This window comes from Fictibacillus enclensis, from assembly GCF_001457035.1.
Classification (GTDB): domain Bacteria; phylum Bacillota; class Bacilli; order Bacillales; family Fictibacillaceae; genus Fictibacillus_C; species Fictibacillus_C enclensis.
Window position 1 is genome coordinate 1,122,701 of the sequence record NZ_KQ758617.1, and the last position, 13,232, is coordinate 1,135,932.

Sequence of the window (13,232 nt, forward strand, 5' to 3'; positions counted from 1 at the left end):
GAGGGATTTTTCTTATGACACAAACATTCCATGCAACGACGATTTTTGCCGTCCATCACAATGGGAAATTTGCCATGTCGGGAGACGGGCAGGTAACAATGGGAAATGCAGTAGTGATGAAGCATACTGCTAAAAAGGTCCGCAGGCTTTTTGGTGGAAAAGTGCTCGCCGGATTTGCCGGATCGGTGGCGGATGCTTTTACATTATACGAAAAATTCGAAGCTAAGCTGGAGGAATTCAGCGGAAACCTGGCACGGGCCAGTGTTGAGCTTGCCAAAGAATGGCGCACGGATCAGGTATTAAGAAAACTTGAAGCCATGCTGATTGTGATGAACAACGAAAGCCTCCTGCTCATTTCAGGAACAGGCGAAGTGATTGAGCCGGATGATGGCATTCTGGCTATCGGTTCGGGCGGAAATTATGCGCTTGCTGCAGGAAGAGCGCTAAAAAGGAATGCTCCCCATCTTTCCGCTGCTGAAATTGCCAGAGCCGCTCTGGAAATTGCCGGAGAGATCTGTGTTTATACCAATAACCAAATTATTCTTGAAGAGCTGTAGAAGGGGCGTGGGAAGAGATGAATACTCAGTTAACTCCAAGGCAAATCGTCGAAAAGCTGGATCAATACATTGTGGGTCAGAAGGATGCCAAAAAGGCGGTCGCCGTTGCGCTTAGAAACCGGTACCGCAGAGCGCTGCTTGACGAAAAACTGAGAGATGAAATTTCACCTAAAAATATTCTCATGATCGGGCCAACCGGTGTTGGGAAAACCGAAATTGCCCGCAGACTCGCAAAGCTTGTGAATGCACCGTTCATCAAGGTGGAGGCCACCAAGTTCACCGAAGTAGGATATGTGGGCAGGGATGTTGAATCCATGGTCAGGGATCTGGTTGAAACATCCATCCGCCTCGTTAAAGAACAAAGAATGCATGAAGTGAAAGACAAAGCCGAGGAAAACGCCAATAAAAGGCTAGTTGAACTGCTCGTTCCCGGCAAGCAAAAAGAAAGCAGCTACAAAAATCCGCTTGAAATGTTTTTTGGTTCAGGAAATGGCCCATCACAAACATCCAATGATAGCGAAGACGACCAATCCATTACCCAGCAGCGGCGGCAAATGGCCCATAAGCTGGCGATGGGCGAACTCGAAAATCATCTGGTAACCGTAGAGGTTGAGGAACAAAATCATTCCATGATGGATATGTTCCAGGGGGCAGGACTTGACCAGCTCGGTTTGAACATGCAGGATATGCTGGGCGGCCTTGTGCCAAAGAAAAAGAAAAAGCGCAAGCTGCCAGTTTCAGAGGCCAGAAAGGTTCTTACCCAGGATGAAGCGGCAAAATTGATTGATATGGATGAAGTAACAAGTGATGCTGTTTACAAAACGGAGCAAACAGGTATTATATTCATAGATGAGATTGATAAAATCGCAGGGAAAAATCAAAATACTGCCGATGTATCCAGGGAAGGTGTGCAGCGTGACATCCTTCCCATTGTGGAAGGGTCAACTGTGATGACCAAATATGGTTCCATCAAAACGGATCATATTCTTTTCATCTCAGCAGGTGCGTTTCATATGGCGAAACCATCTGATCTGATCCCCGAGCTGCAGGGCCGTTTTCCCATTCGGGTAGAACTCGAGAAACTTTCGGTAGAAGATTTTACGAGAATCCTTATTGAACCGGATAACGCCCTTTTAAAACAATATAAGGCGTTGCTTGCGACAGAAGGTATAAATCTTGAATTTTCTGACGAAGCTATTTCTAAGATTGCAAGTATAGCCTTTCAGGTCAACCAGGAAACGGATAACATTGGAGCACGGAGACTTCACACCATCTTAGAGCGCTTGCTTGAAGACTTGTCCTTTGAGGCACCGGATGTTACGATGAATGCGATAAAAATCACACCAGAGTATGTAGAAGAAAAACTTGCGTCTATCGCAAAGAATAAGGATTTAAGCCAGTACATTCTGTAGGAGGAAAATGAAATGAACTTATTAGAAAAAACAAGAAAGCTGAACGCGATGCTGCAACAATCTGGCGGAAAGCCCGTGAACTTTAAAGAAATGGCAGAAACGCTAAGAGATGTGATTGAAGCAAATATTTTTGTTGTCAGCAGAAGAGGTAAGCTTCTTGGTATTTCCTTGAAACAGGAAATAGAAAACGAGCGTATGAAAAAAATGCTGGAGGAACGACAATTTCCTTCCGAGTATACCAAAGGACTATTTAATGTGACTGAAACGTCGTCCAATCTGGATATTGCCAGTGAATATACAGCATTTCCAGTTGAAAACAAAGAATTGTTTTCTTCTGGCCTGACAACTATCGTACCGATCATAGGAGGGGGAGAACGTCTAGGGACTTTAATTCTTTCCCGCCTTACGGACTCGTTCAACGATGATGATCTTCTGTTGGCCGAATACGGTGCAACGGTTGTAGGAATGGAAATTCTGCGTGAAAAAGCGGAAGAGATTGAAGAAGAAGCGAGAAATAAAGCCGTCGTGCAAATGGCGATCAGCTCCCTTTCTTACAGTGAGCTTGAAGCGATCGAGCATATTTTTGAAGAACTCGAGGGGAATGAAGGCCTGCTGGTAGCAAGTAAAATCGCGGACAGAGTAGGGATTACCCGTTCAGTAATCGTCAATGCTCTCCGTAAGCTTGAAAGTGCCGGTGTCATCGAATCCCGCTCACTTGGTATGAAGGGTACGTATATTAAAGTGCTTAACGATAAATTCCTGCTTGAACTATCCAAATTAAAAACGAGCTAATAAGCTCAAACGAATAGGTCATTCTGCCTGATAGGCAGGATGGCCTTTTTTGTGGATAATAAAGGATTTTGTCGAATTTTGAAGAAGGATAACAGGTAAAAAGGTATAGTCCATTCACTCTACGTAACGGTTTTAGTAAAAAAACATCAGGAATAAAGACCTATTATTTAATTAGGCCTTTTTATCGAAAAAAGTCGATTTAGGAAAAAATACATAGACACTTTTTGGTTTTATCCCTTAGAATATGTAAGAACGGTAAGATTTGGCACTCTTTTAAAATAATAGTAGTAAAAAAGAGGGGATTTAAATGTTTTCAAGTCCTGTTTTTCAAATGCTGGAACGAAGCCTGGATGGCACAGCATTAAAGCAAAAAGCGATTTCAGATAATATAGCCAATATCAACACACCCAACTATAAAGCGAAAAATGTCGAATTTCATTCCAAGCTCCAGGAGAGCTTGCTGGCCTATCGTACCGAAAGCAGACATCTCGACTTCGGTTCAGGACCGATGTCCGGTTATTCTGTGACAACAAGCAATAGTACCGAGATCAATAACAATGGCAATAATGTGGATTTAGATGAACAAATGTCCGAACTTGCAAAAAATCAAATCATGAATCAGGCGCTTGTACAGCAGCTGAACGGGAAATTCAATTCAATTCAAATGGTGATTAAAGGAGGAAGAGCGTAAGATGGGGATGTTTACGGCATTAAATAGTTCAGCCTCAGCCTTGACCGCACAGCGCTTGAAAATGGATGTGACGTCTTCGAATATCGCGAATGCGGATTCTACACACGGGACCCTGGTAAACGGCAAGTGGGAGCCGTACCGAAGAAAAATGGTGGTTACCAGCCCGAATGAAAACTCATTCAACTCCCTGTTTCAATCGGCAAAAGGGGTTGGGGGGGTGAAGGTTATTGGCATCGTCGAAGATAAAACTCCGTTTAAAACGGTCTACCAGCCGGATCATCCAGATGCCGATGCCGATGGGTATGTTCGGCTGCCAAACGTGGACCCTTTAAAAGAAATGGTCGACTTGGTCAGCACCACGCGCTCTTATGAAGCGAATGTGACCGCTCTTAATGCGGCAAAAGGAATCTATTTAAAATCACTGGAAATTGGAAGATAGGAGATACATATGAGCTCATTTACTATTTCTTCAGCTGCCCATTTGGCAAAAGCCGCCTATCCGGCACAAAAACAGAGCCCCTCAGCAGCAGAGCAGTCGTTTTCATCGATGCTCGGGAAAATGATTAAGAATGTTAATGATTCACAGCATGCCTCAAACCAGGCAACAGAGCAGCTGGTAACAGGAAAAACCACCGACCTGCATCAAGTAATGATTGCTGCAGAAAAAGCCAGTCTTACCTTGCAAACGACATTGGAAATCAGAAACAAAGTAGTTGAAGCTTATCAGGAAGTGATGAGAACGCAACTATAGCATTCATTACTAAACTATTTCGAAAAGCTATCCTTGTTTGTAGGGGTAGGTTGATCGTTTTATTTGAAAAGCATAGAGGGTCCTTCATAGAAGTTAATCGGGGGAAAGTATGATTGATAAATTGAAACACGCCATGATGAGCATATATACAACGTTTAAAGAGAAACAGAAAAAACAAAAAGTGATTCTTATTGGTTCGATAGTGTTTGTTATTCTAGTAGCTTCATTTTTAGCCACCTTTCTGTTAAAGCCACGGCTGGTTCCTTTGTATTCGAATCTTTCCCCAGAAGAAGCGGGGCAGATAAAAGAAAGTCTGGATTCGAAAGGAATCACTTCTGAGCTTTCCAACGGGGGCCAGGTCATTTCTGTGCCAGAGGGTGTGGTGGATCAGTTGAAAGTGGACCTTGCCGCTGAGGGTATTCCGAAAAGCGGAAGCATCGATTACTCCTATTTCGGTGAAAATAAAGGCTTTGGCATGACAGACAATGAGTTTAATGTGATCGAAAAAGAAGCTACACAAACCGAAATTGAGAAGCTGATCAAAAGCATCAACGGCATCCAAGAGGCAAGCGTAATGATTACCACTCCTGACAAAAGCATATGGGTAGCAGATGAAAAAGCCTCCTCTTCTGCATCAGTCGTTCTTTCCCTTAAGCCGGGCTATAAACTGGACCAAAGCCAAGTGCAGTCCCTTTATCATTTGGTTTCCAAAAGTGTGCCTGATCTGCCGGTTGAAAATATTGTGATTTCCGACCAGTACTCGAATACTTTTTCTTTAGACCAGGCGGGGACAAATTCAAACATGACCGCCTATGAAGAGCAGCGACAAATCAAGCAGGATATAGAAAAAGACCTGCAGCAGAGGGTCCAGCAAATGCTGGGCGCAATCGTGGGACCTGACAAAGTGGTATCCACGGTGACCGCTGATATTAATTTTACAAAAGTAAAATCAGAAGAAAAACTTGTCGAGCCGGTGGACAAAGAAAAAATGGAAGGCATCAAGATAAGTGCTGAAAAGGTAAAAGAGACGTATAGCGGAAATGGTGCCCAGGCCGGCGGTGTGGATAATACTGGAGAAAGTGATATCCCAACGTATCAGGGCAGCGATGGGAATGGCCATGGTGACTATGAAAAAACGGAAGACCGGATTAATTACGAGGTCAACAGAATCAAAAATGAAATTGTAAAAAGTCCGTATGAAGTAAAAGACCTCGGCATTCAAGTGATGGTTGAACCTCCAAAACCGGATGATCCATCTTCTCTTCCGCAGGGAACGCTGGACGATATAGAAAAGATGCTTGGAAATATCGTGCGCACAAGTATTTCGAAAGAGACTCCGAATCTTACTCAGCAGCAGATTGACAACAAAATTTTTGTTTCCGCCAAGCCGTTCAATGGAAAGCAGCAAACCACAGCACCGGCAAAGGATGGCCTTCCAATGTGGATCTATATAGCCGGCGGATTATTGGTCGCGGTGATTCTTGTTCTGGCCATCCAACTCATGCGGAGAAGAAATACGAATGAACAGTTGGATGCGGGGGATTACCTCACCGATGAAACATTCTATAACGTGCCGGAAGTGAAAATGGCTCTCGAAGCTGAAGAGAATACAAGAAAAGAGCAAATCGAAAAAATGGCAAAAGACAAGCCGGAGGAATTTGCAAAACTGCTCCGCACATGGCTTTCAGAAGAATAGGAGGATGGCTGTGGCTAAAAGTGTTAAAGAATTAAGTGGAAAAGAAAAAGCGGCCATGCTGATGATTTCTATGGGGCCAGATGCAGCAGCGCAAATTTATAAACACCTGCATGAAGATGAAATTGAGCGTCTCACTCTTCAAATCTCTCAGATCAGAAAAGTGGATGCAGAGGTGAAGGAAGTCATTCTGGAACAGTTTCATCACCTGGCTCTTGCTCAGAATTATATTTCACAGGGCGGGATCGGCTATGCCAAAACAGTATTGGAAAAAGCGGTGGGAAAATCAGAAGCGATGGATATTATTAACAGGCTCACCTCCACTCTTCAAGTCAGGCCCTTTGACTTTGCACGAAGAGCCGATCCGGGCCAGATTTTAAATTTTATTCAAAATGAACATCCGCAAACGATCGCTCTGATCCTTTCTTACCTTGACGCAGGTCAGGCAGGACAAATTCTTTCCGAATTGCCTCAGGCCATGCAGGGCGATGTCGCAAGAAGGATTGCGGTGATGGACCGCACATCTCCGGAGATTATCAGCGAGGTGGAGCAAATCCTCGAACAAAAGCTGTCGGCAACCGTAAGCAATGATTTCACACAGGCTGGCGGGGTGGAATCGGTGGTTGATGTGCTTAACGGCGTGGACAGGGCAACAGAGAAAACCATCCTCGATGCCCTCGAAATACAGGATCCAGAACTGGCTGAGGAAATCAAGAAACGAATGTTTGTGTTTGAAGATGTCGTCAGTCTCGACAATCGGGCCATTCAGCGAATCATCAGAGAAGTGCCTAATGAAGACATGCTGCTCGCCTTGAAAGCGGCCAGTGAAGAAGTGAAAGAAGTCCTATTTAACAATATGTCGCAGAGAATGGCTGAAAATTATAAAGAAGAAATGGAATTTATGGGGCCAGTGAGGCTTCGTGATGTGGAAGACGCCCAGTCGAGAATTGTCGGTCTGATCCGCAAACTTGAAGATGCGGGTGAGATTGTGATCGCAAGAGGTGGGGGAGATGATATCGTTGTCTAGGATCATAAAGTCTTCCCTTGCTTTACAAGAGGATATCAACCGCAAAATAGAAATTCAACGTGTGATGCCAAATACAGGCAAGCTTGATGGCCGTTCTTGCCAGCCTGATGCCCGCAGCGAAGCCGATGCTCTTTTACAAGAAATTGAAAGAGAGTATCAGGAAGCCAAGCAAAAAATGGAGCAGGAACGGCTTCAGCATGAAGAATTTCTTTTAAGAAGTAAAGAGGAATGGCAGCAGCAGGTAATTGCAGAGAGGGAAAACGCCCGTCAAACAGGGTATCAGGAAGGATTTTCGGCCGGTGAAATTGAAGGCCGGACAACTTATGAAAATTTGTTGACCATGGCAAAAACAACGGTCGACCGATCCAAAGAGGACTATCTCCGCTATTTGGAAAGTGCGGAACCGATGATTATTGAATTAGCCAGCAAAATGGCTAGGAAACTCGTGGGAGATGTGCTGACAGAAAATCCTGAAGCCTGGAAAGAACTCGTCAGGAGATTGCTGAATGAAGTAAGGGAACATCCAGACGTTAAACTTTATGTCCACCCTAAATGGTATGAAACCACGCAAAATGCCAAACAAGAAATTCAGCAGGTTTTGATGCATTCAGCCACTTTGTTCATTTATCCTGACTTTAAGCTAAACGAAAATAATTGTGTTGTGGAATTTCCGTTCGGCAAAATAGAAGCCGGACTGGACAGCCAATTGAATGAACTAAAGAAAAAACTGATCGAAACGTTGGGTGAGCATCATGCTGAACATGAATAAACTGCACCAGGCGATCGACCGGCTGGATACCTATAAACGATATGGAAAAGTAACACAGGTGGTTGGACTGATGATTGAATCCAGGGGACCGCAGGCATCGATTGGAGACATGTGCTATATCCATGCAGGAAACGGCCAGAAGATCAAAGCCGAAGTCGTGGGATTCAAGGAAGAAAACGTACTGTTAATGCCCTTCACGGCAATACAATCGATTTGTGCAGGGAGCCTGGTGGAAGCCACCCACCGGCCAATGCAGATTAAAGCCGGACACGCTCTTATTGGCCAGGTGCTTGATGGATTGGGCAATCCGCTTGACGGCAGTCCCGCTCCAAAGGGGCTGAGCCATTTTCCGATAGAAAATGAACCGCCCAATCCCATGAAACGGCCGAGAATCAAAGAAAGCATCGACCTTGGCATCCGCTCGATTGACAGTCTGATGACTGTAGGAAAAGGACAGAGAGTAGGGATTTTTGCCGGAAGCGGTGTGGGCAAATCCACCCTGATGGGCATGGTCGCGCGAAACTCAACAGCAGATTTAAACGTTATTGCTTTGATTGGTGAGCGGGGCCGTGAGGTGATGGACTTTATTGAAAAGGACCTGGGAGAAGAGGGATTGAGAAAATCGGTTGTTGTGGTCGCGACCTCGGACCAGCCAGCCCTGATGCGGATCAAAGGGGCGCTCACCGCCACTGCGATCGCCGAATATTTCAGAAACCAGGGGAAAGATGTCATGCTGATGATGGATTCTGTTACCCGTTTTGCGATGGCCCAGCGTGAAATCGGCCTGGCTGTCGGTGAACCGCCGACCACAAAAGGCTATACGCCTTCCGTTTTTGCATTATTGCCCAAATTGCTTGAACGGTCGGGCACCGATGCGCAAGGTTCGATTACGGCTTTCTACACTGTCTTAGTGGATGGTGATGATATGAATGAACCTATATCCGACACTGTACGGGGGATTTTGGATGGTCATTTTGTTCTTGACCGGAATCTTGCAAACAAAGGCCAATTTCCCGCTATTAATGTGCTGAAAAGTGTTAGCCGGGTCATGAATGACATCGTGGATGACAGCCATAAAAAGGCAGCCCAAAAGTTTCGGGATCTGCTCGCTGTTTATACCGATGCAGAAGATCTTATAGCCATCGGTGCCTATAAGCGGGGTTCTTCAAGGAAAATTGATGAGGGGATTGATTTCCATCCTGGCATCCTGTCCTTTTTAAAACAGGATGTAGATGAAAAGGTTTCTTTTTATGATTCGATCTACAGACTGATGAGCGAGTTTGGAGGAGAACAGTAACTATGGCATTTCAATTTAAAATGGAAAAATTATTATCCATTAAAACAAAGGAAAAAGAAGTTGTCCAATCCGAGTACGGAGAAAGTGTAAAAAAGTTTGAACAGCTGGCTCAGTCGCTTTACGAATTGCTGAAAAAAAAGGAAGAAATCGAGCAGCATTCCGGCAATCAGTTTAAAACAAAAGTGGTTATTAATGAGATTCAGCAAACTCAGCGGTTCCTGCTTTCTCTTACACAGCAGATCGGCAGTATCCAAACACAAGTGCAAAGAGCGAGAGAGAAGATGAATCATGTGCATATTCAGCTGCTCGAAAAAACAATGGAAGTCAAAAAATTTGAAAAGATGAAGGAACGGCAGTTTTCCGTCTATCAGCAAACGCTGACAGCCATCGAAAACAAGCAGAATGATGAATACTCTGTTTTGCGCTATATAAACCATTGAAATTAGGTGGAGAGGTTGGAAGGAAAAGAAAAAACGAAAAAGTTTTCCTGGTTTTTGTTTGTGATCGTCATGCCGGCCCTTTTCGTTGTCGTCATCATGGGAATGATCCTTATGTTTCTTGGCGTTGACATTGCTGGAAAGGCAAAGGAAATTGGCAGCTATCTTCCTGGCCTGTCGTCATTGGCGCAACAGGATCGAAATTCTGCATCCGTTAACGAAAATACCGTTCAATCAGAAAAGACATACTGGGAAAAGAAAGTTAAGGAACGCGATCAAATGATCAAGCTTCTTCAAAGCGATGTGGACAAAAAAGAGAAAGAAGTGCAGAGCCTGAAAGCGGATTTGACCGCAGCACAAAACCAGCCGGAAGAAAATACAACCGGAACCGACGGCTCTGTCACCAAAGACGATGGACATGAGAAGCAAAAGAAAATTACCGCCTGGTATAATGCGATGTCTCCTAAAAATGCCGCGGACATCTTGTCTAAAATGGATATAAAAGATGCGGCCGACATCATGAAAGAGCTGGATGAAGAAGTGACGAGCAGCATCCTGGCCAAGATGGATCCCGGCAAGGCGGCAGATCTGACGTTAAAAATGCAATCAAACTAACGGAGGGAAAGCAGAGTGAAAATGGCTGAAATGGCAGGGATGGATCGCTTACCGGTTATGGTACAAAGGTCTGCTTTACCTGGCTGCGCGTCTCCCGGTTCTTCCCTTTTTTCCGAAGAGCTTGAACAGTCCCAAAAAAATATACAATCGCCTAAACATGCCGAATTACCTTCCGGGACAATCAGTGAGGAGCTCAAAGGGCTGATTAAAGGATGGGTCGCATTACTGGGAGAACAAGGTCAAACTCAAAAAGAAGAAGTGCTGGATATGACGGAGGTCAAAAGTCTGTTGCAGCATTTGCCTGCTGCATGGATCTCCGAAATTACCAATCTCGTACAAAATGTTCAATTCCCTGTTTCCTTCGAAAAGGAACGGTCATCGCCACCTGCACAAATGATCACGGCATTCATTCTTCTGGAGTCGGCAGTAGAAGGAAAGCATTCAACGCTCACTGCTACAAAAGCAACGGATGACGTCATATCCGGCATTCATAAAGGAATCAAACAATTGTTTCCCTTTTTAAAAGAGCAGCAACATGTCTCTATGAAGATGCTGGCCGAACAGCTGGAGCAGCGATTGGCAGGTTATGAAACAAAACCTGGTGCAACTTTGAACGCTAAACCTTTTCTTGAACCAGTGGTCATAGCAAATAACCAGAAAAACATAGTACCAGCAATATCTCAAAAGACAAGTGAGACGGATGTTCATCAGCATACCAACCGGCCGGTATCTTTTATGGGGCAGGGCGGCTTTATTCCAGTGCTGAAGCAATTTGAACTTCATGTTCAACCCGAAAAAGAAGGAAACAGTACAAAAACATTTGTCCAAGAGATTGAAAAAATTATTCTTGGCGGCAAATTTTCAGCAAGTACAAATGGAATGGCAAAACTAAACATCCGGCTGACGCCTGAACATCTTGGAACTTTGAATATTGAACTGATCTCCAAAAATGGTGAACTGTCAGCAAAAATCATGACAAGCTCACTGGGTGCAAAGGAAATGATGGAGTCCCATATTCATTTGCTGAAGAATAACTTGAGCACCAGCCATATTCAGCTTGACCGTGTGGTTGTTGTAGACCAGTCACCTGAACAGGGGTTCACGCAGCAGGGATCAAATTCCGGAAACCAGCAGGACCGTGGCCGGCCGCCACTGCAGGAGAGGCGGACAGAAGAGGAATTTTACGACTTGCTTCAAGACATGGTGAAGGAGGGATAAAGATGTCTTCAACGATAAACAATGATTTGTATTTATCTTCGCTTCAAAAAAGAGACACACAGTCTGGTGGATCATCTATTTTGGGCAAAGACGATTTTTTGAAAATATTGATGACCCAGCTGCAAAACCAGGAACCTGCAAGCCCCATGGAAGATAAAGAATTTATCTCCCAGATGGCAACTTTCTCTTCCTTGGAGCAATTGACCAATATGAACAGCAGCATCGATCAAATGATTTCAAAACAATCGGCACAGACGTTCATGCTGCAGAGCGGAATGATCGGCAAAAGCGTGTCCTATACAGTGGAAACGACAGATGCTGATGGAACACAACAAGAGAGAAAAACAGGCACAGTTAAAGCGGTTTTATTTGAAAATGGTGCCTCCAAATTCCAATTGGAGGATGGAAATGTGGTTGATTTGTCATCCATTACGAAGCTCGAAAACAAGAACAGTTAATATTCACTTAACAAAATAGGGGGATTTCAAATGCTACGTTCAATGTATTCCGGAATCAGCGGGATGAAGAACTTTCAAACCAAGCTGGATGTGATTGGAAACAATATTGCCAATGTGAACACCTATGGCTTTAAAAAAGGGAGAGCGACGTTTAAGGATCTTGTCAGCCAGCAAGTTGCCGGTGCATCCAACGGAACGAATCCTAAACAGATTGGACTTGGCTCCCAGCTGGCAACCATCGATACAATCGATACTCAGGGAAGCACTCAGACCACAGGAAGAGCCCTCGACCTAGCGATTTCAGGTGACGGGTATTTCAAGGTGAGAACTTCAAATGGAAATCTGCTCACACGTGCAGGGAATTTTTATTTAAACAATGACGGTACGATCGTAAATGGAGACGGATACGAGCTGCTCGATACAGGAAACAACCCGATTAACATACCGCAAAACGCCAGCAGCTTCAGCGTTGGACCGGACGGAAAGATTACGGTCGTGGATGCTGCCAGTCCGGGTGCACCTATAGGGATTACGAAGGTAACGAATCCCGAGGGACTTGAAAAGGCAGGAAGCAATCTTTACCGTCCAACCGCCAATTCACAGATTGTCTCCAATACTTCTCCTGGTACAGGTGGGGCTGGAGATTTGGTATCCGGCGCTCTGGAAATGTCCAATGTCGACCTCTCTGAAGAATTTACCGACATGATTGTGGCGCAAAGAGGGTTTCAAGCCAACACGAAAATCATTACAACCTCGGATGAAATATTGCAGGAGCTTGTGAATCTTAAACGATAGGCAAGAATGGAGGAAAAATAAGGGGAGCCTTATTAATAAACCATAATATGATTATGTTAACTAAATTAAACGGTGACACCTTTACCCTGAATGCGATTTATATTGAACAGGTTCAATCCTTTCCGGATACAACGGTTACGCTGACTTCGGGAACGAAATTTGTTGTTAAAGAAGCAGAATGTGAAGTTGTCCAAAAAGCAGCAGCCTATTATCAGAGTATTTCCCTTTTTTCTCTATCACCAACAGAAAGTGAGGAGGATTGAATGGAAAACGAAGTTAAAAAATCTCCGAAGAACTGGGCGATCCTTATTATTTTCTCTGTCCTGGTCGTTTGCGGAATTGCAGCCTACTTTGTTATTAAAGAGCCGGCTCCTAAAACGGAGGCTGCTGAACCTTCGGCGGAAGAGCTGGAAAAAATAACAGTAGAAACCGAGGAAATTACAACTAATCTGGCAGATCGATCGTTTATCAAGATCAAATTTAAAATCCAGGCCGACGGAGATGACGGCAAGGCCGAACTCGAAAAGAGGCTGTTTCAAGTCAATAATATTATTATCTATGAATTGTCCGGCATGAAAACCGGGGATTTGCAAGGCCAAAAAGGCATCCGCCATCTGGAAGACCTTTTAAAAGGAAGGATCAATAAACTGATGCAGGAAGGAAGCATCAAAAAAGTTTATACGACCGAGAAAATTATTCAATAAGGAATTCATCATATAT

At 44.3% G+C, this 13,232-nt stretch carries 17 protein-coding genes; all 17 read left to right on the forward strand.

Annotation, left to right across the window (positions count from 1 at the left end; translation table 11 throughout):
- Positions 1–14 precede the first annotated feature (14 nt).
- The 17 genes from hslV to fliL all read left to right on the forward strand — a co-directional run bounded on the left by hslV (position 15) and on the right by fliL (position 13,216).
- On the forward strand, positions 15–557 hold the full coding sequence (gene hslV, locus AS030_RS05930) for an ATP-dependent protease subunit HslV (protein ID WP_061969414.1): 543 nt from the start codon (positions 15–17) through the stop codon (positions 555–557).
- Positions 558–574: 17 nt separating this feature from the next.
- Complete coding sequence (gene hslU / locus AS030_RS05935) at positions 575–1,969, forward strand: HslU--HslV peptidase ATPase subunit (protein WP_061969415.1); 1,395 nt, start codon at positions 575–577, stop codon at positions 1,967–1,969.
- A 12-nt stretch (positions 1,970–1,981) separates the two neighbouring features.
- Entirely contained in the window at positions 1,982–2,761 is a 780-nt protein-coding gene (gene codY / locus AS030_RS05940) for a GTP-sensing pleiotropic transcriptional regulator CodY (protein ID WP_061969417.1), read from the forward strand.
- 307 nt (positions 2,762–3,068) lie between these two features.
- Positions 3,069–3,452 (forward strand): flagellar basal body rod protein FlgB, encoded by a 384-nt coding sequence (gene flgB / locus AS030_RS05945; protein ID WP_061969419.1) that lies wholly within the window; start codon positions 3,069–3,071, stop codon positions 3,450–3,452.
- Between the two features lies 1 nt (position 3,453).
- A complete protein-coding gene (gene flgC / locus AS030_RS05950) occupies positions 3,454–3,891 on the forward strand; it encodes a flagellar basal body rod protein FlgC (RefSeq protein WP_061969421.1) in 438 nt (145 codons plus the stop codon).
- Positions 3,892–3,900: 9 nt separating this feature from the next.
- Entirely contained in the window at positions 3,901–4,203 is a 303-nt protein-coding gene (gene fliE / locus AS030_RS05955; protein WP_061969423.1) for a flagellar hook-basal body complex protein FliE, read from the forward strand.
- A 109-nt stretch (positions 4,204–4,312) separates the two neighbouring features.
- Positions 4,313–5,899, forward strand: a complete 1,587-nt coding sequence (gene fliF, locus AS030_RS05960) for a flagellar basal-body MS-ring/collar protein FliF (protein WP_061969425.1) — start codon at positions 4,313–4,315, stop codon at positions 5,897–5,899.
- A gap of 4 nt (positions 5,900–5,903) precedes the next feature.
- Positions 5,904–6,923, forward strand: coding sequence for a flagellar motor switch protein FliG (gene fliG, locus AS030_RS05965; protein ID WP_061969427.1), 1,020 nt, complete (start codon positions 5,904–5,906; stop codon positions 6,921–6,923).
- Positions 6,916–7,692: a flagellar assembly protein FliH gene (fliH, locus tag AS030_RS05970; RefSeq protein WP_061969429.1), complete on the forward strand. Its 777-nt coding sequence runs from the start codon at positions 6,916–6,918 to the stop codon at positions 7,690–7,692. The genes fliG and fliH overlap by 8 nt, the downstream gene beginning before the upstream one ends.
- A complete protein-coding gene (gene fliI, locus AS030_RS05975; RefSeq protein WP_141687028.1) occupies positions 7,676–8,989 on the forward strand; it encodes a flagellar protein export ATPase FliI in 1,314 nt (437 codons plus the stop codon). Before fliH ends, fliI begins: the two co-directional genes overlap by 17 nt.
- 2 nt (positions 8,990–8,991) lie before the next feature.
- The gene (gene fliJ / locus AS030_RS05980; RefSeq protein ID WP_061969431.1) at positions 8,992–9,429 is read left to right on the forward strand and encodes a flagellar export protein FliJ; all 438 of its coding nucleotides are present in this window, start codon (positions 8,992–8,994) and stop codon (positions 9,427–9,429) included.
- A gap of 15 nt (positions 9,430–9,444) precedes the next feature.
- Positions 9,445–10,041 carry a MotE family protein gene (locus AS030_RS05985; protein ID WP_061969433.1) on the forward strand — a complete coding sequence of 199 codons (597 nt, stop codon included), beginning with the start codon at positions 9,445–9,447 and terminating at the stop codon, positions 10,039–10,041.
- 21 nt (positions 10,042–10,062) lie between these two features.
- A complete protein-coding gene (locus AS030_RS05990; protein ID WP_240482284.1) occupies positions 10,063–11,259 on the forward strand; it encodes a flagellar hook-length control protein FliK in 1,197 nt (398 codons plus the stop codon).
- A gap of 2 nt (positions 11,260–11,261) precedes the next feature.
- Positions 11,262–11,717, forward strand: a complete 456-nt coding sequence (gene flgD, locus AS030_RS05995) for a flagellar hook assembly protein FlgD (protein ID WP_061969437.1) — start codon at positions 11,262–11,264, stop codon at positions 11,715–11,717.
- A gap of 30 nt (positions 11,718–11,747) precedes the next feature.
- Entirely contained in the window at positions 11,748–12,512 is a 765-nt protein-coding gene (flgG, locus tag AS030_RS06000) for a flagellar basal body rod protein FlgG (RefSeq protein WP_061969439.1), read from the forward strand.
- Positions 12,513–12,559: 47 nt separating this feature from the next.
- Positions 12,560–12,775, forward strand: a complete 216-nt coding sequence (locus AS030_RS06005) for a flagellar FlbD family protein (protein WP_061969440.1) — start codon at positions 12,560–12,562, stop codon at positions 12,773–12,775.
- A complete protein-coding gene (gene fliL, locus AS030_RS06010) occupies positions 12,776–13,216 on the forward strand; it encodes a flagellar basal body-associated protein FliL (protein WP_061969442.1) in 441 nt (146 codons plus the stop codon).
- Positions 13,217–13,232: the final 16 nt, after the last annotated feature.